The organism is Thermoanaerobacterium sp. R66, from assembly GCF_028895185.1.
Classification (GTDB): domain Bacteria; phylum Bacillota; class Thermoanaerobacteria; order Thermoanaerobacterales; family Thermoanaerobacteraceae; genus Thermoanaerobacterium.
Genome location: NZ_JAEUWW010000001.1, coordinates 939,775 through 961,104 on the forward strand (window position 1 = coordinate 939,775; position 21,330 = coordinate 961,104).

General features: G+C 34.8%; 19 protein-coding genes. 3 read left to right on the top strand and 16 right to left on the bottom strand.

Features of this window, described 5'->3' with window-relative positions; translation table 11 throughout:
- Positions 1–63: 63 nt before the first annotated feature.
- From JJQ93_RS04680 to amrA, 8 genes are all read right to left on the bottom strand, one after another.
- Complete coding sequence (locus tag JJQ93_RS04680; protein ID WP_274892893.1) at positions 64–1,680, bottom strand: ABC transporter ATP-binding protein; 1,617 nt, start codon at positions 1,678–1,680, stop codon at positions 64–66.
- A gap of 80 nt (positions 1,681–1,760) precedes the next feature.
- Positions 1,761–3,080 carry a Cys-every-fifth radical SAM/SPASM peptide maturase CefB gene (locus tag JJQ93_RS04685; protein WP_274892894.1) on the bottom strand — a complete coding sequence of 440 codons (1,320 nt, stop codon included), beginning with the start codon at positions 3,078–3,080 and terminating at the stop codon, positions 1,761–1,763.
- Positions 3,081–3,189: 109 nt separating this feature from the next.
- Positions 3,190–3,474 carry a Cys-every-fifth RiPP peptide CefA gene (locus JJQ93_RS04690; RefSeq protein ID WP_274892895.1) on the bottom strand — a complete coding sequence of 95 codons (285 nt, stop codon included), beginning with the start codon at positions 3,472–3,474 and terminating at the stop codon, positions 3,190–3,192.
- 136 nt (positions 3,475–3,610) lie between these two features.
- Entirely contained in the window at positions 3,611–4,042 is a 432-nt protein-coding gene (locus JJQ93_RS04695) for a hypothetical protein (protein ID WP_274892896.1), read from the bottom strand.
- Between the two features lie 2 nt (positions 4,043–4,044).
- Entirely contained in the window at positions 4,045–4,632 is a 588-nt protein-coding gene (locus tag JJQ93_RS04700; RefSeq protein ID WP_274892897.1) for a DUF2812 domain-containing protein, read from the bottom strand.
- A gap of 5 nt (positions 4,633–4,637) precedes the next feature.
- Positions 4,638–4,958: a PadR family transcriptional regulator gene (locus tag JJQ93_RS04705; RefSeq protein ID WP_015311792.1), complete on the bottom strand. Its 321-nt coding sequence runs from the start codon at positions 4,956–4,958 to the stop codon at positions 4,638–4,640.
- 402 nt (positions 4,959–5,360) lie between these two features.
- On the bottom strand, positions 5,361–6,341 hold the full coding sequence (gene amrS / locus JJQ93_RS04710; RefSeq protein WP_274892898.1) for an AmmeMemoRadiSam system radical SAM enzyme: 981 nt from the start codon (positions 6,339–6,341) through the stop codon (positions 5,361–5,363).
- Positions 6,338–7,744, bottom strand: coding sequence for an AmmeMemoRadiSam system protein A (gene amrA / locus JJQ93_RS04715; RefSeq protein WP_274892899.1), 1,407 nt, complete (start codon positions 7,742–7,744; stop codon positions 6,338–6,340). Before amrA ends, amrS begins: the two co-directional genes overlap by 4 nt.
- Positions 7,745–7,903: 159 nt before the next feature.
- On the opposite strand from amrA, the gene JJQ93_RS04720 reads away from it, so the two are divergent.
- Both JJQ93_RS04720 and JJQ93_RS04725 read left to right on the top strand, forming a co-directional pair.
- Positions 7,904–8,326 carry a MerR family transcriptional regulator gene (locus tag JJQ93_RS04720; RefSeq protein WP_274892900.1) on the top strand — a complete coding sequence of 141 codons (423 nt, stop codon included), beginning with the start codon at positions 7,904–7,906 and terminating at the stop codon, positions 8,324–8,326.
- Entirely contained in the window at positions 8,323–9,777 is a 1,455-nt protein-coding gene (locus JJQ93_RS04725; RefSeq protein ID WP_085112105.1) for an MFS transporter, read from the top strand. The genes JJQ93_RS04720 and JJQ93_RS04725 overlap by 4 nt, the downstream gene beginning before the upstream one ends.
- A 31-nt stretch (positions 9,778–9,808) precedes the next feature.
- Here JJQ93_RS04725 and JJQ93_RS04730 read toward each other — a convergent pair whose 3' ends face one another.
- Positions 9,809–13,576: a phosphoribosylformylglycinamidine synthase gene (locus JJQ93_RS04730; protein WP_274892901.1), complete on the bottom strand. Its 3,768-nt coding sequence runs from the start codon at positions 13,574–13,576 to the stop codon at positions 9,809–9,811.
- A 347-nt stretch (positions 13,577–13,923) separates the two neighbouring features.
- On the opposite strand from JJQ93_RS04730, the gene JJQ93_RS04735 reads away from it, so the two are divergent.
- Entirely contained in the window at positions 13,924–15,411 is a 1,488-nt protein-coding gene (locus JJQ93_RS04735) for an aminotransferase class I/II-fold pyridoxal phosphate-dependent enzyme (protein WP_085112107.1), read from the top strand.
- A gap of 238 nt (positions 15,412–15,649) precedes the next feature.
- Here JJQ93_RS04735 and JJQ93_RS04740 read toward each other — a convergent pair whose 3' ends face one another.
- From JJQ93_RS04740 to JJQ93_RS04770, 7 genes are all read right to left on the bottom strand, one after another.
- Complete coding sequence (locus tag JJQ93_RS04740; RefSeq protein ID WP_274892902.1) at positions 15,650–17,059, bottom strand: ISLre2 family transposase; 1,410 nt, start codon at positions 17,057–17,059, stop codon at positions 15,650–15,652.
- Between the two features lie 131 nt (positions 17,060–17,190).
- Entirely contained in the window at positions 17,191–17,433 is a 243-nt protein-coding gene (locus tag JJQ93_RS04745; RefSeq protein ID WP_013787905.1) for an SHOCT domain-containing protein, read from the bottom strand.
- A gap of 56 nt (positions 17,434–17,489) precedes the next feature.
- Positions 17,490–18,839 carry a sensor histidine kinase gene (locus tag JJQ93_RS04750; RefSeq protein WP_274892903.1) on the bottom strand — a complete coding sequence of 450 codons (1,350 nt, stop codon included), beginning with the start codon at positions 18,837–18,839 and terminating at the stop codon, positions 17,490–17,492.
- Positions 18,832–19,521, bottom strand: a complete 690-nt coding sequence (locus JJQ93_RS04755) for a response regulator transcription factor (RefSeq protein WP_274892904.1) — start codon at positions 19,519–19,521, stop codon at positions 18,832–18,834. Before JJQ93_RS04755 ends, JJQ93_RS04750 begins: the two co-directional genes overlap by 8 nt.
- Positions 19,522–19,625: 104 nt before the next feature.
- Positions 19,626–19,958, bottom strand: coding sequence for a thioredoxin (gene trxA, locus JJQ93_RS04760; RefSeq protein WP_085112110.1), 333 nt, complete (start codon positions 19,956–19,958; stop codon positions 19,626–19,628).
- 84 nt (positions 19,959–20,042) lie between these two features.
- Positions 20,043–20,591, bottom strand: a complete 549-nt coding sequence (locus JJQ93_RS04765; protein WP_274894052.1) for a peroxiredoxin family protein — start codon at positions 20,589–20,591, stop codon at positions 20,043–20,045.
- A gap of 47 nt (positions 20,592–20,638) precedes the next feature.
- Positions 20,639–21,301 carry a cytochrome c biogenesis CcdA family protein gene (locus JJQ93_RS04770; protein WP_274892906.1) on the bottom strand — a complete coding sequence of 221 codons (663 nt, stop codon included), beginning with the start codon at positions 21,299–21,301 and terminating at the stop codon, positions 20,639–20,641.
- Positions 21,302–21,330: the final 29 nt, after the last annotated feature.

Here is a 21,330-nt window from a genome sequence, read left to right on the forward strand (position 1 = left end):
GCAATTTTTCGATTTGTTTCAGCCTTTTTTAATTACTATATCAGGTATAATCTCCAACATACGTCAAACAGTTTTTTCAGCATTCAAATTAACCATTGACAATTCAACATCTGATATATCAGTAAAAGTATCATCATGCGTGATAATTATAATCAATTTTTGCTTTTTTATTGATACAAGATACTCTTTTAATCTGTTACGACTACTACTGTCCAATGCAGAAATTGGTTCGTCAAGTATAAGTACATCGGGGTCTTTAAGTAACGCTCGGAGTAGGGCAATTTTTTGTTTTTCTCCACCCGAGATATTAGCGGCTTTTTCACTGATAAAGGTTTTTAAACCACAAGGAAGAGATGAAATAAAATCTCTTAATCCAAGAACATCCATCAAAAATTGCAACCTATCATCAGAAAATTTCTTAAGGTTAAAGGTTAGGTTGAATTCGATAGTATCTTCAAATAGCACTGGTTCTTGTTCGGTTACTCCTATGAGACGATAACGGGCATCAATCATATCTACTTGTTTTATAGATATTCCATTAAACAATACATTTCCTTGAAATTCGTCAATGTAGAGGCCAAGAATAAGATTTATAAGCGTGCTCTTACCCGATCCGTTAGCACCCATTATGGTGTATATGTTACCCCTATCAAATGTTGCGCAAAAATTTTCAAGCACATTTTTGCTTTCAAAAGAAATAGAAACATTATTCAAAGAGATATTTGTCACCTCTTTGAGTTTAATATTCCCGTTTGTACTTTTAGCTATATTAATTATCGAAACTAATCTTTCGTAAGAAACCATGTTATCTTGAACATTTTTCCCAAGAGAAAAGAAGTATCTTATTGAGTTTACCATTAATCCAAAATAACTAGATATAATTGTAAATTGCCCAACACTAAGCTTGCCTTGAATAACTTGTAATCCTCCAAATAGAAATAAAAAAATTTGTGCAAGTGTCAAGAAAAAACTGTCTAATCCGGAGAACAAGTACGTTATTTTCTGATATCTAAATGCGCTAGACATCAACCGCTCGAATACAGTGTTAAGACGACACAAAAAAAGTTTTCCAATTGAATGAATTTTTACCTGCTGAATATGCGATAGTTGCTCATATAATTTTCCAAAGAACTTTGATTGCCTCTCTTTTAGGTCAAATCCACTTTTAAACAGAAGATTTTTAAATAATCTATATGCAATAAAATAACATGGTATCAAAGCAAATAATGCAATAGCCATTATTGGGTTAAAAACAAATACTACTCCGAAAGATAATACAACCGTAACAGCATTTATAATTATGTTTTGAATAACGCTTATACAGAACGTCATTACAGTGTTAGAGTCATTATTAATTCTCTGACTGAGATATGCAGTATCCTGATCCTTAATATAAGAAATGGGTAATTGTTGTATGTGGATCAAAATATCTCGGTTTAGTTCGAATCCTAATCTTGTTTGAAGTTTTATATATAGCTGATTGCTTATGTACCCCAATGTCATAGAGCCAATACTAATAATAATATACAAAATGCAATACCTTATCAAAAATCGTGCCCCATCACCTCTGATGAGATAATCAATAAAATTGCCAGATATGTATGGAGTGGCAAGTGAAAATAGACTTACCGCGATACATAATAAAATATAAGCAATTATCGATGCTTTGTGTATATACATGTATTGCTTGCAAAACGAGAATATTTTTTTCACATCTAACACCCCAGTTTCCCGCCCATATGAATTACCTAAACCTATTACTATTTATTAACGGCCTCTGAAATAAAGCGTTGTATTTGTTTTTCCAAAACTCCTTTAACTTTAAAACACCCTTTAGCATGATAACTGCCAGTTTCATTATAGCTAACTACGCCACATCCTCCTCCACAAGCTGGCAAGTATACACATTCTCTACATTCGGCATCTTCCAGAGGATTTTTAGACATCCAGTCAAATAATGAAAATCTGGTATCAATAAGACTACCATCATCGCTAATATATCCCATGCGATGTTCCTCCAGCCCTGCGTGTTCCCAACATTTGTAAACTCCACAATCTGGAGTTACTGTATATTGACTATCACTGTACAGGCCACAATACATCCATCGTCGATTTGGCCTCATATGTATATGAAAACCCTGTTTTTCTGCTTCAGTCCAAAGATGTTCTAAAACATCGCCTATTTCACTATCTGATATACAATTGCCGGAATATGCAGAACAAGCAGCAGTGGAACCGCGCACTATACCGAAGTCTACGGAACACATATTCAGCTTTTCCCCATTTTTTCCGAGATACGCCAATAACGTGTCTACTTCATCAATATTGGACTTATCAATATTGATTCGAATAACGGTTCTTAACTGATTTGATCTGTTTGCAAGTCGCTTAATTGCTGTAATTATATCATCAAAAGAGCCTTTTCCACCCTTATATGGCCGCCGAGTGTCATGTGTGTCTTTTGTACCATCCAGCGTAACCTGAACCATAGTGCACTTATAGTTCAAGAGTTTGTCAATAATAGTATCATTGAAAAGAGAGCCATTCGATACCACCCCACATGAAAATGCAATGTCCTTAGCATCGCAATAACTTTTGAGTTTTTCCAAGATATAAAAACCCTGTTTAATGTTTAGCAGTGGTTCGCCACCGAATAAATTGACATACATGGATTTCGCATTACGTGCTTCTGCATTATTAATCATGAACTTCACATACTTATCAGCAGATGCTTCATTCATGAAATCAGTAACCGCACCCGCCCCTTCATAACAGTAGACACAGGCAAAATTACATGCCCATGTCAAAAGTACAGTAGACGATACGGCAAAAGTACCAAATTTAGCTTTATTATGAAAGTAAGAGAAATAACGAGTTTCATCAATTTTATCATCAACAACTATTCCATATTTAATAAATTGAGTTTTAGTTTCTTCATCCAAGTTATCGACTTTCCCATCTTGAAGCATGTTCGCAATCTCAGAAGATACCAAAAAGCTATGGCCAGTCAAGGTGTTGAACAAAATATACTTCCCTTTAACACTGTCTGCAAATACCAAATTGTACTTTGAATATTTCATATTTTGAACATTCCTTTCATTAAGTATGTATAGCTGCTTTTAAACTCACAGATTATTTTGTGAGTCTAGGCATAAGAAATGTCGGAGAGTATAGGCTGTAGACCTTATACTATGAATTGGTACTACCCTCATTAAATGGGCCAGGAAGAGGAGTTAAATTTGCTAAACATCCATCTGTAATGCAACCGTTTAACGGACATGCATTAATAGCACACCCTGCAACAGCACAACCGTCAACACCGCAAGCATTTACACCACAGCCAGCAGTACCGCAGGCATTAGCACCACAACCTCCATCAAGAGGGCAAACGGCTAATGGGCATGGAGTTTGAACTCCACAACCTATTACAGAAGCAGGTTGGTTGTAACCATTACCAATGTATGTAGCATTCATCGTATTCTCACCTTCGTTCTTTAATTTATTAACATAACTTGTGAAAAAGCTCAACGTAGAAAGCAGCTATACATAATTATTTGATAATTATTTACCACTACGTTTTGGCATTATTCGACAAGTTATGTTGCCAATATTAGGGATTGGTGGATTTGGCATTATGCTTTTCTATTGAAAACCTACCACGATGCCCCTCCGCAATTACAGTTGCCCTTACAGTACCAGTTGCGGTAACTCTATATGAAGACGTTTGTATATTTTCTTTGTGAAAATATGTTGTTCCATCTGTACCTTTTATTAGCAAACTGATATTTCCTGCATCAGTTTCAACATTTATATCTAAGTAACATTTCTCATCGCCTAAGTGCAAAATTTTGCTTAGCTTTCCAGTAAGCATATAGTAGTGGGCTCCCCAGTTACTTTCACCCTTGTTCTCAAAAAAGAGAACCTTCGCATATGAACCAAATGAAGCAAGTCCAGTAAATTGCATAATCGCCGCAAGAGCAATAACAGCAACTAATGTAATAATAAGCTTTTTGCTATTAAATAATTTATTTTTGTTTTGCATAGTCACCACTCCCTTATCTTAGCATTGTGTCTGATTTTAATAATTTCAGATTGATACGCGATAATTGGAATAAGGACGAGTAACCCGCCAATGCCCCAAACAATGGAACGTTGCACAAAACCCAAAATCGCAAACAATAAAAGAAACCAAAGCCAAGCGTTTCTCAAAGATTTGCAGTATTTCAACTTATCCTCATAGGAAGTATGCAATTCAAATTCCTTACCATCGTTTTTTTTCTCAACAATAAGCAATTCATGGTCAAACGTTGTTGAATTTGTTGCTATTCGCCCACCTTTTTCAGCCCATGGACGATAACGTAATTTTCCAATTGAATAATTCAAATTGATGTTTTTGAAAAACACTTTATAACCCAAATCCTCTAAGAAATTGCAATAATCTATTACGTCCTCTTTTGATTTATGACCTATGAACTCAATCCGATATTCAAATTGTCCCGGCGCGCATTCTTCGAATTCATAAAGTAGTTTGCCAGTGCGAACTAAGCGATAACCTTTTTTCGCCATTTTGTTCAGCCAATTTTCCTGCACTGATAATAAACCATCATAAAAGCGATGATACTTTTTACTCATAAAGTTTACCCCTCCCCAATGATTTCAGTTGCGACCTGAATAAGTTCTTGCAGTCGTAGCAGTTCTTTCTTTGCAATTTCCTTGCCTGCTTTTGTGATTAAATATTCTTTCTTTCTCCCCTCATTGTCCCCGTGAAAAGCAATCCATCCTTTTTTTTGCAAAGCATTTAATGCTCCATAGAGTGTTCCTGCTCCTAAAGAAAGTCGTCCTGCTGTTTTTTCTTCAATAAACTGCATAATAGCATATCCATGCCTTGGTGTATACAGGGAAAGCAAAATGTAAAAAGTTACTTCTGTTAGCGCACCGCCTTTCCCGTTATCTCTCAATCTTACACCTCCAAGTTAGTTCGCTTACTATAATTATTATATCAGTAACCGTAATATTATTATATCAGTAACCGTAATAAAATTCAATAGTTTTTAACAATATTTTTAAAATTGCAATATAAAACCACCATTTCTGCACTTCATCCCTTATTCAGGTAAACTCCCTATATGTATTTACGGCAAGTTCGAAACGATGGATCTCGTTATAATTGCCATATTTTATTATAATTTTAAGCAGACTCTGATGTTAATAATTTTTTATTTAAATTTTGTTAACCAATTTAGTTTAATTTGTAAATTAAAAATAAGTTATAATAAGTTATATCATGCAACTAATAACTTATCATAACTTATTTTAAAGCATCTCAATTGTTGAAATCTTTTAAAATAACACAATCCGCTTTATGTGTATCCATAAAAGCTTTTCCCACACTTACCGCATTTATTATTTTCTATTCCAACAACGTGAACATAACCTTTTCTTTTAATCAAGAGGTGTCCGCAATTAGGACAATAAGTATTGTTGTCAAATCCAGATACATTGCCTAAATACACATAATTCAGATGCTTTTTTGCAATGGCATAAATATCTTCAAGCACATTTATTGGTGTTTCTGGATTTTTCATCTTATATCGAGGAAAATACTTAGAAAAATGTACAGGGATATCTTTGTTTATACTTGATATCCATTTGCAGAGTTCTTCAATTTCAGTATAATCGTCATTTTCTCCTGTCACCACTAATGTTGTTATCTCTACATGGCAGTATAATACAGCTTCTTCAACAACTTTCAAAACGCTTTTCAAATCTCCACGACATATTTTTTTATAATACTCATCAGAAAAAGCCTTTACGTCTATATTAACTGCATCAATATATTTCAAAAGCTCTCTTAAGGGATCGGTATTTATATAACCGTTTGTCACAAGCACGTTTTTAAGGCCTTCTTTATGTGAAATTTTTGCGGAATCTAACACATATTCATACCAGATCGATGGTTCATTATAAGTGTACGCAATTCCTACATTACCTTGCTGTTTCTTTGCGATTTCTACCAATTTACTTGGCAATAGGTATTCCCCTTCCAACCTTTGTTGAGATATCTCCCAATTTTGACAAAATTGACATCTTAGGTTACAACCATATGTTCCAACAGAAAGTATGTAGCTGCCAGGCATGAAATGATATAAAGGCTTTTTTTCTATTGGATCCATAGCTATAGATGCGATTTCCCCATAATTTTCGGAGTATAACACTCCACCTTCATTTTTTCTAGCGCGACAAAAACCATATTTCCCATCGTTTATTATACAATTTTGCGGACACAATAAGCAGTGTACACTATCGTTATCTATCTTCTCATAATAGAGTGCTTCTTTCATTTATGCCTCACAACCTCAAATCTTTCGATAGTATACTTTTCATCCGGTGCAATGCCAGCTTTTCTAAGTGCGATAGATATCTGCTGATCAACTGTATCAACCCCATCAAGATCTGGCAATAAGAGCCCACTTTTATAACCGCTTCTTACGATTACGCCGTACTTTTTTGCATCCAGATCATCTTTTGATTTTACAACCTCAGGTTTTGTCAAAACATCAACTGAATACACTATGTCGTCAAGTTCATCTATCTCAACAGGATAGAACCTCGGATCTTCTGTACCAGCGCTAACTGCATTTCTTATGATTTCTTCTGCTATATTATTCTTTGAAGGATATATGGTGCCTATACACCCTCTTAATTCTCCATCCTTATGCAATGATACAAATACTCCTGCTTTATTTTTTGTCATTTCATCTGGCAGATTATCCGGTACATCCATTATACTGTTGTTTTTCAAATAATACTCAAGGCTTTCTCTCGCTAATTTCACATAATCATCTTCTGATTTCCTTATATTATCTATTCTCTCTTTTTTTATTTTATACAGCTCATCTAATAATCTCATTCCTGTGTAACTTTCGGGGATAAATTCAGCAACACCGTATCCAACGCCAAAAGGACCTTCATAAGATAAAATGTTAGACTTTACCTTGTAGCCATCCAATACACCCAACATGACGCAAACGGATCTAAACCCACATTCCGCAGCATCACTTATAAGTTCTTTATCCATATTGATTACTTCTTTCACTTTAAAATCTCTTAGCAAGTTCAACAATTTCTCATCAAAAACTTTTCCATTTGGTGTATATCCATTAGGACTGTCGGGTGTCAACTTATGAGACAAATCACCACTTGCAATAAATACAACATTTCTATCGCCTTCCCTTATGGACTTCCCTATTTGGACTCCAAAGTCGTATAACTTTTCAAATGACAAAAAACCATATGACATTCTTATGAGATTAAAAGATTCGAAATGCTTTTTCACAAAATATAATGGAACGATGCATCCATGGTCAAGTTTTTTTGAAAGCTTAAATCTGCTTATCATTTTGTCATCTATTTTTGCTATAGGTATTTTTTTATTTTCTGTATTTTTTACTATGTCATTGGCTAATGATAAATCAGTCTTAAACTTCATTTTCACATTATAAGCGCCAAATTGTCCCAAATCACCTTCTACCGTTTGTCTCAAATCAATCGAAACAGCATCGCTGAAGACATACGCATGTGGTGAAATTATAATTATAGTATCTGGTCTTTGATTTTTTATATTTAGAGATGCTTTTTCAAAGGAATCTATCGTCTTTTGAATTTTATGTTCTTCCCCTCGTCCCACCTCATGAACAATTATAGGCGGGTGCGGCATTAGATATGCTGACATTAATTTACCCATAATCCTACCTCCACATTGGTTATAATTACCTTTCAAGTATATATTATACCTCAAATAACGTATTATAAAGTTTTTTCTTATGAAAATTATCAAATTATTTTACATTAACCTTGACGTTAATGTTAACTAGTAGTAAAATTATTCGTTGGAGGGTTTATGATGGAAAAAAAATATTACAAAATAGAAGATGTTTCAATAAAAACAGGTTTGACAAAAAGGGCCATTAGGTATTATGAAGATTTAAACCTTATTTCGCCTAAAAGGACAGATTCAGGATACAGGTTGTACACCGATGAAGACATAGAAAAAATTCAAAAGATAATATCTCTGAAAGATTCACTTGGCTTCAGCTTATCTGAAATCAAGGCAGCATTAGAACTTGACAAAAACGTCAAAAACATATTATCTGGTGAAGCTGCAGATGCAGAAACAATCGATAATTACGCTAAATTAATTGAAAAGCAAATAGAATTGATTGAAGAAAAGAATAAAAAACTATTGATGGCAAAACAAAGATTTGAGGAGCTATTACTAAATTTGTATAAGTTAAAGCAAAAATCAAAGGAGGCAAACACAATATGAAAAATATTAGTTACAAGTGGATAGCATTATCCTGTACCACTCTTGGAGCCCTTTTTTCCGTATTAAATGGCAGTATGCTTTTAATATCACTTCCTGACATTATGAAGGGATTAAACACCAACATGGGTATAATCATGTGGATCGTAATGGGATATATGCTTTCATTGACAATATTAGTACCAGCAATCGGTAGAATAGCCGATATGTTTGGAAGGAAAAAATTATACGTATCAGGTTTTGCCATATTTACTATTGGTTCGTTGCTATGTGGTATTTCAAATAGTGGAATGCAACTGCTTATATACAGAATAGTGCAGTCAGTTGGCGGTTCTTTAATGGTTGCAAATAGCACAGCAATTGTAGCAGATGCTTTCCCAAAAAACGAATTAGGAAAAGCTCTTGGCATAAACAGCATGGTAGTCAGCATAGCGTCAGTAATAGGTCCAATATTAGGAGGCTTTTTGACGAGTTTAGGATGGAGGTATATCTTCTATATAAATGTGCCATTTGGAATTATAGGTACTCTATGGGCATTGATTCAGCTAAAAGAGCTTGACAAAATACCTGAAGGCCAAAAATTTGATTTAAAAGGCACACTTCTTTTCACAGTTGGATTATTGCTGTTTTTAATCGCATTGTCTTTCGGTGGATTTGTAGGGTGGTACAACAAGTCAATCATAACTCTATTCATAATATCAATAGCATTGATTTTGGCATTTGTTTATGTTGAAAATACTACTGAACAGCCTATGCTGGATTTAAGATTGTTTAAATCGAGAATCTTGGCATTTGCTTTTGGAAGCACACTGCTTAACGGTATTGCAAGAGGCGCAGTAACATTTTTGCTCATATTCTACCTTCAAGGAATAAAAGCAATGGACCCATTAAAGGCAGGAATATTCTTAGCACCCTTTGCACTATCTATGATGATCGTATCGCCAATAAGCGGATATTTATCTGATAAATACGGTGCAAGAGCATTAAGTTCTATAGGTCTTTTTATTTCGGCTATCGGCTTATTGGGATTTGTGAGAATATCGCCTAAAACATCACTTACAGAGCTTATCGTTTGGATGCTTATTATGGGATTTGGCTCCGGCATGTTCTTCTCACCTAATACAAGCGAAATAATGGGCTCTGTCCCATCTGACAGAAGGGGTATTGCTGCCGGTACGAGAACAATGATGAACAACGCTGGACAAGTTATAAGCATAGCATTATCAATGGCAATCGTGTCATCAAGCATAACTCCTGAAGCGATGCAAGCTCTTTTCGTCGGCACGCAAGTCGGCTCAAAAGGCATTGCCATAGCACAATTTATATCTGGGTTAAGAGAAGCGTTTTTGATATCAATGATATTTAGCTTAATAGCATCGTTCATATCATACTTAAGAGGTCCAAAACCAGACTGGAACCAAAGCTCTCACAAGATAAAAACAGAAGAAACATAAAAGGTTACAGAATCGTAACCTTTTATGTTTCTTATTTAAAATATTCGACGCCAGCTTCAAATATCTTTTGATCTTTGTTGCCGTATATATTTTTAGCCACGTTCTTGCCAATTCTCTCAGAATGTCCCATCTTACCAAGTATCCTGCCATCAGGGCTTGTGATGCTTTCTATGGCCCAATAAGAACCATTAGGATTGTAAGGCATCTCCATTGTTGGATTTCCATCCACGTCTACATATTGTGTGGCAATTTGCCCATTCTTTTTTAACATATCTAAAACATCATCATTTGCAATAAATCTTCCTTCTCCATGTGATACAGGTATTACATGAATGTCGCCACATTTGACATTGTTAAACCATGGTGAAAGATTCGACGTTATCTTTGTCCTGACATAGCATGATACATGTCTACCGATCGTATTAAATGTCAGCGTCGGATCACTCGTATCAATATCGCGAATCTCTCCATAAGGAAGTAATCCAAGTTTTATAAGTGCTTGGAATCCGTTGCATATACCCAGCATCAAGCCATCACGATATTTCAAAAATTCCATAACAGCATCTTTGACTTTTGGATTTCTAAATACTGTTGCAATGAATTTTCCAGAACCATCTGGTTCATCACCAGCGCTGAATCCACCTGGCAACATGATTATCTGGGAATTCTCTATAAGTTTAACAAGCTCATCGATAGACTCATTTATATCAGCTCCCGTTAAATTCTTAAAAACAGGCATTTCAACCAAAGCACCGGCCTTTTCAAAAGCTTTTTTGCTATCATATTCGCAATTGGTACCAGGAAAAACTGGTATTAAAACTCTTGGTTTTGCTACTTTAAGGTTCGCCTTAAAGGAATTATTTTTGTTGTACATAATATCCGGTATTTGTCTAATGTTTTCTTCCACAACCGTAGGAAAAATTTTCTCAAGTGGTTTCTCCCAGTGCTTTTTCGCTTCATCAAGTTGGATTTTCACATCTTCTAAAATTATATATGGCTCATCAATCGTCCTGCCTAAAATTTTATAATCAATTCCTTTTAAATATTTATCATCATCAAAATCACCATCTACTTCTATTATTAAAGAGCCGTATTCAGAAACGAAAAAGTCCACATCCCTTATCTTCGCTTCCAATTGGAAACCTATCATATTCCCAAAAGCCATCTCAGTGATGCATTCAGCAATTCCACCGTATTTTACCGAAGATGCTGCTAATATTAAATTTTCATTTAATAGTTCATTGACCTTATCAAAATTTCTTTTTAGTTTTTCGAAATTTGGTAAATCTTGCTGATCTCTTTCTGCCTTAATAATTATTACTTTATCACCGCTTTTCTTAAATTCCGAAGATATCACTTTATTTGCATCAGCAGTTGCAACAGCAAATGCTACCAATGTAGGAGGCACGTCCATATCCATAAAAGTACCTGACATACTATCTTTACCGCCAATTGCAGGTATGCCTAAAGCTTTCTGTGCGTATAAAGCACCTAACAATGAGCTAAATGGTTTTTCCCACCTTTTAGGGTCTTTGCCTAATTTTTCAAAATACTCTTGAAGTGATAACCTAATTTTTGTATAGTCACCACCCATTGCCACAATTTTAGATACCGCTTCAATAATTGCATAAACAGCACCATGGAAAGGACTCCATTTCGACAGTTTAGGATTGTATCCAAATGCCATCAATGTTGCCGTATCTGTATCTCCTTCTACGACAGGTAATTTTGAGGCCATGCCTTCTGAAGGCGTCATCTGATACAAACCGCCAAATGGCATCAAAACAGTTGAAGCACCAATTGTGGAATCAAACATCTCAGTCAATCCTTTTTGGCTACACACGTTCAGATCCTCAAGATTCCTAAGCCACAATTCCTTTATATTGTTCATTGATTGGGCAGATTTTAACCGTTCAAAATAGCTTTCAGAGCTAATGCTGTCCACTGTGACATCTGTAAATTGGGAAATTCCATTTGTATTTAAAAATTCTCTGCTTATATCCACAATGACCTTTCCATGCCAAACCATTCTTATTCTCATATCGTCTGTGACTTCTGCGACTTTAGTAGCTTCTAAATTTTCTTCTTTTGCAAGCTCTATAAACTTTTCAGCGTCTTCTGGTGCAACTAATACAGCCATTCTTTCTTGTGATTCAGATATAGCAAGTTCTGTTCCATCTAAACCTTCGTATTTCTTCGGTATTGCATCGAGGTCAATTAAAAGTCCATCACTTAATTCTCCAATTGCAACAGACACACCACCTGCTCCAAAATCATTGCACTTTTTTATCATTTTTAAAACATCAGGATTTCTAAAAAATCTTTGAATTTTTCTTTCTGTTATAGGATTGCCTTTTTGTACTTCTGCACCGCTTGTATAAATAGATTCTTGCGTGTGTTCTTTTGAAGAACCTGTAGCACCGCCACAACCGTCTCTTCCTGTCCTACCACCCAACAAAATCACTACATCGCCTGCTGCCGGCTTTCCCCTAAAAACATTTTTCTTAGGAACTGCACCTATTACCGCACCTATCTCCATTCGTTTAGCTACATATCCTTCGTCGTAAATCTCTGAAACTTGTCCTGTAGAAAGTCCTATCTGATTCCCATATGAACTGTAGCCGTGGGCTGCTTCCTTAGTAATCTTTCTTTGCGGCAATTTACCTTTTATAGTCATCTCAACTGGCGTTCTTGGGTCTCCGGAACCTGTAACACGCATCGCCTGATACACATAGGCCCGGCCTGATAAAGGATCTCTAATCGCTCCTCCAAGACAAGTAGCTGCGCCTCCATAAGGCTCTATTTCTGTAGGATGATTATGTGTTTCATTTTTAAACATTACAAGCCATTTCTCGCTTTTACCATTTATGTCGGCATCGACTACGATACTACATGCATTGTTTTCATCAGATTCATCCAGATCGTCAAGCAGGCCCCTTTTTCTCAATTCTTTCATCCCTATTGTAGCTATGTCCATAAGGCACATTGGTTTCTTGCTTTCGCCATAGACAAATTCTCTGGAGTTTTTGTATTCATGAAAGGCTTTTAAGATAGGTTCATTGTATTTCCCATCACAAATTTTCACATCATTGATGTTTGTAAGAAATGTGGTGTGGCGGCAGTGATCGGACCAATAGGTATCTATAACTCTTATCTCTGTAATTGTAGGATTACGTTTTTCTACATCTTTAAAATAAGAATGACAGAATTTAAAATCTCCCAAGCTCATTGCCAAATTTAGCTTCTCATAAAGCTTTTCTATTGAAACATCATCAGATTCAATAAAGCCATCAAGAACTTCCACATCATCGGGACAATCAACTTCTAAATCAACAGTTTCTCTTTTCTCTAATGAAGCTTCTCTTGAATCTACTGGATTAATGCAATAGCATTTTATTTTATCAAATTCCTCATCTGTCAATTTACCACTTAAAACTATAACTTTTCCGCAAAATACTTTTGGTTTAAAGCCGTTTGTAAGTATTTGAATACATTGTTCAGCAGAATCAGCCCTTTGATCATACTGTCCTGGTAAAAATTCGATAGCAAACACTCTATCATCTTTCTCATATGGCAGATCTTCAATGTATACATCATCAAGATTTGGCTCTGAAAAGATCGTATTAACAGCCTTGAAAAAAATATCTTCAGATAATCCTAAAACATCATACCTATTTATTACCCTTACTCTTTCAAGTCCAGAAATATTGAGATTGTTTTTAAGATCATCAAAAAGCTTTTTTGCTTCAATATTGTATTGCGGCTTTTTTTCTACGTATATTCTTTTTACATCACTCACAAAATATCTCCCCCATTTAGCCTAAATTACGAACTTTGTAATATTATAATATATAATACATCTTAAATCAATAAGTATTTTGACTAACAAAATCCGAACATTTAATGATAACTTTGTAATTAAGTTTGTTTATAACGTCTATATGTCATCTTAATCGGTTCTGCATATTATATAACAAAAAACTTAAAAAAGAAAAAAAATTATATTGAAATCTAAAAAAATATATCTTATAATAAATTGAAAACATAATAAAGTGTATTTTCGCTCTGCAAAGGCCCGAACCGATTGCAACGAGGTTCAGGCTTTTATTCTGGGAGCCAAACTTATGAAAGAGGGTGTTTATCAAGTTGGAAAAGCTAAATCATTTTGAAACTCCATTATTCGATGCATTAATGGAGTATGTCAACAACAACACCATACCATTTCATGTCCCAGGTCACAAAAAAGGCAATGGAATGGCTAAAAAGTTTTTTGATTTTGTAGGTAAAAATGTATTATCAATGGATGTTACTGTGTTTGAACAAGTTGACAGCCTTCACAAGCCTACCGGTCCCATTAAGAAAGCTCAGGAATTAGCTGCCGATGCTTTTGGTGCCGATGCTACATTTTTTTGCATCCATGGGACATCGGGAGCTATTCAGGCTATGATCCTAAGTGTTATGGGAGAAAATGAAAAAATAATTGTTCCAAGAAACATTCACAAATCTGTTACATCAGGTATTATCTTAAGTGGTGCTATCCCAGTTTATATGCAACCTGAAGTTGATAAAAATGTAGGCGTTGCTCTTAATGTGACTCCTGAAACTGTAGAGGAAGCATTAAGAAACAATCCTGATGCAAAGGCTGTTTTAATTATAAATCCGACTTACTATGGTGTTTCTGCAGACATTGTAAAAATTGCTGAAATAGTCCATGACTACGGAGCTGTACTGATGGTGGATGAGGCCCATGGACCACACCTAAAATTCAACGAAAAACTTCCTATTTCAGCTATGGAAGCAGGTGCTGACATCTGCGCACAAAGCACTCATAAGATAATAGGCTCTATGACGCAAAGCTCTATGTTGCACGTCAAGTCAAAAAGGATTGACGTAAATAGAGTGAAGCAAGTTATGAGCCTGTTACAGACCACAAGTCCCTCTTACATTTTATTAGCATCACTTGATGTTGCAAGAATGCAGATGGTAACAGAAGGAAAAGAATTATTGGACAGGACAATTGAACTTGCAGAATACGCTCGTCGAGAGATCAACAATATAAACGGTCTTTATTGTTTCGGAAACGAAATTGTAGGGCGAGATGGAGCGTATGATTTTGACCCGACAAAAATCACTATTACTGCTAAAGGCCTTGGCATAACAGGTCATGAATTAGAAGATATACTGGCGAAAAAATACTACATTCAACCAGAATTAGCCGATATGTACAATACATTGTGTGTATTTTCCATAGGCGACACAAAAGAGAATGTAGATTACCTTATAAGGGCATTGAGGGAAATCAGTGAGACACTGTACAAGGACAATGTAGAAATGTCGAAAGCTTTAGATATACCAGAGATACCAGAAATGGTCTTATCCCCCAGATATGCGTTTGAATGTTCTAATATCGCCTTGCCTTTGGAAGAAAGCATTGGGCAGATTAGCTCGGAATTTCTAATGGCATATCCTCCCGGTATCCCAATATTATGTCCTGGAGAAAGGATAACCAGAGAAATCATAGAATATGTAATTGAAATGAAAAATGCCAAGCTAAGCATTCAAGGAACAGAAGATCCAAATGTGGAATATATAAAAGTAGTCAACGATTTGCAGATATTGAATATAACAGCATAAAGAGCCCTACAACAAGTAGAGCTCTTTTTTATGATCGTGTCAAGTATTTTTAGGTTTTTTTTGAAAAAAGACCTCACTATCACTCTAAGGATGAACATTGATAACTAGATTTTAGCAAAAGTTTTTTAGTATTGAATTCTCTTAACTTCTCGATAGCATAAAATCATCACTCCTCATAATAATGACTAAAACTACTATCTTCAATATAAAGCACTTTGTATATGCATTATGCATGCTTTTAAATGGCACTTCTCAATAGTAATGATTTTATAGCCTGACTTGTTAATGTTTTTTTGTTTTGCAATATTGGCAAGCTTATCATGTTTTCACAAGTTGATTTTATTTTCTTTAGTTGCTGTTTCGCTTTATACACTGTTTGCTTTGGTATTTCTATTGGCTTTAAGCTTTCATATTGCTGTTTTAATACGGCATCTTTCAACGATATGCCGCTTGCTTTTATTGCTCTTAATTTTGCCATTTTGTGAGCTCCAACCTTGCTCCATGAAATTGGTCTACTTGATAATCTTTCCGAAAGTACATGACTTACATGACTTTCTGCACTGCATCCTGTTATTTCTTCCTTGTAAAGGCTGTATGAATTTATTCCATCCCAATTGTTATTTATATATGTTTGGCACTTCGTTACGGGATTTTCTGGGCCGTTTAATTCTACTTCTTTATATTTTTGCGTTAAAAGCTCATTGACTTTTTGTTTGTCTGCTTTAAATATGGCTTTCCATAGTTCTCTCTTTGTTTTTTTATCTTCTTTTATTGCAGCTGTTATGTATTTTTGTAGATGGAATAGGTCTAATACGTATACGGCGTTAGGCAGATATTTTACTCCAAATTTTATCCATTCTGCTCCATCTCCAGATACGTATATGCGTTTTATTTTGTCTTCGTTATATGTGCTTGCAATGTACTCCCATACTTCTTTCCATAACTCTTCTACTTTTTCTCCTTCGTATACACCTGAAAAGTATACGGCATTTTTTAATTCATTTCTGCCTTTTGTTATTGTTTGTTTTCCTTCGTGTACGTATATTAATTTTGCAATGTCTGGTTTGCCGTTTTGAAGATGTATATGGTCTTCATCAGCTTCTATGTATAGAGTTTCTATTTCTTTTTTAGCCTTTGGCTTTTCATATGTTTGAAGGTTGTCTATTTTTCTTAATGTGTTCATTACTGTTTGCCGGCTTACATTGCAGTTAGCTCCATTTCTTTTAAGTTCCTGAGTGGTTTTTTGATATGAGAGTATTGTAGAAAGATCCGTTATATCAGCCTTAAGCTCAGCATCTATTCTTTCATATTTTTGAATGCCAGCAGCTTTATCTACGAGATATGCCTTCTCTCCTGTTTCTTTGTTTTTGTAGTACCGTCTTTTGTATGTGATATCTCCAAATACAGTTGTTATTGTCCTTTCACAATCTTTTTGGACTACCACCCAGTTTTTCCTTTCACTTTTGTCTTTATATATGTTTTGATCAAGTTCATGAAGTACATCTGCACAAATCTCTTTTCCTAATTCATTTAGAATTTTTTTAAGTTCTTCTTCAAATTCCAGATAGGTATATTTTCCATCAAGCAATCCAATAATTTTTTCTACAACAAGCAGGAATTTTTGAAGTGTATGTTGAATTATTTTCATATAAGACCTCACCTTCCTATTTATTTTTTTACTCATCCTTTTGGGAGGATGGTGAGGTCTTATTTCTACATTTTATCGCTATTTTCCTGCTTTTTCACCTAAGAAAATTTTACACTAAGCTTTTTTATAAATTATTTTTCTTCTAAGTTTCTTTTGCGCTCTTTATATTCTTCTTCGCTTATCTCTCCTCTTGCATATCTCTCTTTTAAGATTTCAAGCGCATCACTGCCTCTTTGTGAGCCTTTTTTGTTCTGAAACAGTGAAACAATGAAATATATAGCACCAACTACTATTACAACTTGAAGTATCATCCAGATGAGGCCAAAAATTATGCCTCCACCGTAACCCCATCCATTCATTAATCCCCACATCATAATATCATCCTCCTTCAAATCTATTATATGACAAAATTGTGAAGAATTCATGAATTTTAATTAATTATCGGCAATTTCACTGTGAATTTTGTCCCTTCATTTAAAATACTTTCAACATTTATAGTACCATTATGAGCTTTTATTATAGCCTTAGCAATTGATAACCCTAAGCCGCTGCCACCATAATCCCTGCTTCGTGACTTTTCACTCCTGTAAAATCTTTCGTATATAAAAGGCAAATCTTCTTTCGGTATGCCTATGCCGTTGTCAGAAACTGTAATCACTGCAAATTGTCCTTCGTTATACAGTTTTACTTTTATGTTTCCACCTTCACCTGTGTATTTATTAGCATTTACAAGCAGATTAATCAGTACCTCTGATATTCTATCTTTGTCTGCAACCACAAAAATGTCATCTTCAATATTTTTCTCCAAATGCTGATTTTTATTGATAAAAATGCTTTCGTAATTTATCAATAAACTTTTAATCAATTCCGACAAATTGAATCTTGCTTTATTTATCTTTAGATTGTCAATTTCTATTTTATTCAATAATTCAATATCATTTATGAGATTAGACAATCTTACTACTTCTTCATAAAGGCTTACAATCCTTTCTTTAGATGGCTCCCAAACACCGTCAATTATAGCCTCTAAATGACTTTTAAGGGTTGATAAAGGCGTTCTCAATTCATGTGCTATATTTTGCGTCAACTGTACTCTTAGCATCCCTTGACTTTTTAATGATGCGCCAAGATGATTTATGGCAGCAGTTAATGCAAGCAATTCCTCCTCTTTTGGTATTTCTTCTACTCTGACGTCGTAATCTCCACTTTCTAATTTACTTGCTACTTTTGCTATATTCAAAATAGGCTTTGTAAGATATTTTGCAACATATATGCTTATTATCAGCACCAATGCAATCGTCAATATTGTTATTAATGCGATATATTTATTCACATCGTACAAAAACTTATAATCCAGTTTGCTCATAGGCATAGTGCCGCTATACGTTATATCAACATAGGCAACCTTTTTGCCATCTACAACTATCGGGAGGGTTTGGGTTGACATTTTGCTACTACTTGCCATGCCCATCATTGAAAGCATTGATGGCGTCTTAATGACTATATTGCCTTTCAAATCCCTAACCACAATGTCATACCCACTCATCATTAGAGTATGTGCCATTCTGCTACCTGTCTCATTCCAACTGCCCGTCTCCTTGTACGTTTCAGCGATTGATGAAGCAATGTTGTCAAACTGCACATTTGCTGACTGTTTAATGTAAATTCCAAAATTATTTATTATTAAAATATTTATGGTAATGCTGAATACGACTATCGATAATAAAGCAATAGATATAAACGATACAGCAGTTTTAGTTCTTATATCATTTTTAATCATTTTCTTCACCAAATTTATAACCTGCCCCATACACAGTTTTTATATATGTTGGATTTTTAGGATCATCTTCTATCTTTTGCCTCAAGTTTTTTATATGAGCGTCTATCGTCCTATCGAAACCATCAAAATCGTAGCCAAAAGCCTTTTCAATAAGCTCGCTTCTCGTAAATACCTTGTTGGGATTTTGCGCCATCACAGTCAACAACTTGTACTCATTTGGCGTTAAATTGACAATCCTACCTTTCTTCTTCACCTCGTATGATCTTGTGTCAATTACAAGATCGCCATCATTAAACATAAATATATCATTTAATGGCAGATCATTCTTTGTCCTTCTAAGTATAGCCTTAACTCTCATCGTCAACTCTCGAGGGCTAAAAGGCTTCGTTAAGTAATCATCTGCACCAATTGTAAAGCCATATACCTTATCATCTTCACTTACTTTAGCAGTAAGCATTAAAATTGGCACCTTTGATAAAGCTCTTATTTTTCTGCATATTTCTTCGCCGGACATGCCCGGCAGCATTAAATCTAATATGACCAAATCTGGACTTACAGTTTTAAAAGTATTTAAAGCATTGGCACCGTTAGTCTCAGTTAAAACGGTATACCCTTCCTTTTCAAGATACGCTTTTATAACGTCCAAGATTTTCTCTTCATCATCTATTGCCAGTATTTTCATCACAAAACACCTCAGATATATTATACATTATAATTGTGAAGAATAAATGAAAAAAAGATACCACAATCTAAATTATGGTATCTTTTTATAGATCTTTCACAAACTTATACCTGTGCATCTATATATCTTGCAAGTCTGTATTCTAATTGTTCTTTTGGCATAAATCCGATAACTTTGTCAACTAATTGTCCATTTTGAAAAACACCTAACGTAGGAATGCTCATTATCCTATATTGCGATGCAATCAAAGGATTCTCGTCAACATTTAACTTTACAACCTTTATTTTATCAGAATATTCCTCTGCAAATTCTTCCAATACAGGTGCCATCATTCTGCAGGGTCCACACCATGCAGCCCAAAAGTCAACTAAAACAGGCTTATCGGAATTATACACCTCAGTATCAAAGTTCATATCTGTTACGTTAATAGGTTTCATCAATATCCCTCCTTTATACTATACCCCCGGTATATGGGTTATCGCTAAATTAAATATACCACCTTTTTAACAAATTGTCAATAATTATTGAGATATGGTCTTAAAATATTGATCTACCTCATCGTATGTCATGGCACCATTGCTTATAGCCTTTATTATTCCATCTTTGTCAATGAAAAATGACATCGGTATAAATTGAACTTTATAATCCATGGCTACCTTTGCATCGCTGTCTAAAAGGACATCAAAGCTATAACCCTTTCCTGCAAGGTAATTTTCAACAGTTGATTTATCCTCACCAATATCTATCGCCAATAAGACAACATCATTTTTGTTATTCTCATAAAACTTGTTTAATTCAGGCATCTCAATCTTACAATATGGACATGTTGTAGCCCAAAAATTTAATATGACCTTTTTCCCTCTTAGCTTTGATAATGTTACTGTTTTCCCATTTACATCTTTTAGCGTAAAATCCGGCGCTAAATCGCCTTTTTCAATACCTACTTGAGCATTGCTGGCACCATTATTCGCATTCTGGCTCTTTGTTTGACTTGACACTACGTAATTGTTCAAAAAGTAAATTGAAATTCCCAATATCAAAACTAAAACTATTGAAACAGTCAATATCATATTTTTGTTGCTGCTTTTTGACTTCTTCTTATTTGATTTCACTCAAATCACCTCAAAATATTAATGTAACTTTCAAACCTTATAATGAGATTAAAATACATCAAAATTCCGAAAATTATCAAAAATAAACCGCCAATTTTTTCAATATACGGCATGATAAAATTTATCTTTTTGTAAAATGCTTTAAATCTATCAATTAGTATCGCAGCTACTATAAATGGAATTCCAATTCCTAATGAGTAAGCAAACAGCAGAAGAACCCCAACATACACAGTGTTTTGTTCACCTGCATATAAAAGGATAGTCGCAAGTATAGGACCAACACATGGCGTCCAACCAGAGGCAAAAGCTATGCCAAAAATGAAACTGCTAAAATACCCCTCCTTTCTGTTAGAAACATTAAGTTTCACTTCTCTGCTCAGAAAAGCCGGCTTTATGATGCCCATCATATAAAGTCCAAATAATAATATTATTATGCCACTGGCTTTTCTAAATAGAACTTTGTATGAAACAAAAAATTTTCCCAATTGACTGGCCGTAGCTCCCATGAGGACAAAAACGATGCTGAAGCCTAATACAAACAAAAACAAATTGAAAAAATTTTTCTTCTTACCGCCGAAAATATACGTCACGTAAACAGGTATTAGCGGTAAAATGCATGGCGAAAAGAACGAAACAATACCACCTAAAAACGCTGCAAATAAAGACACTTAAATCCCCCTTACCCCCTATAGAGGGG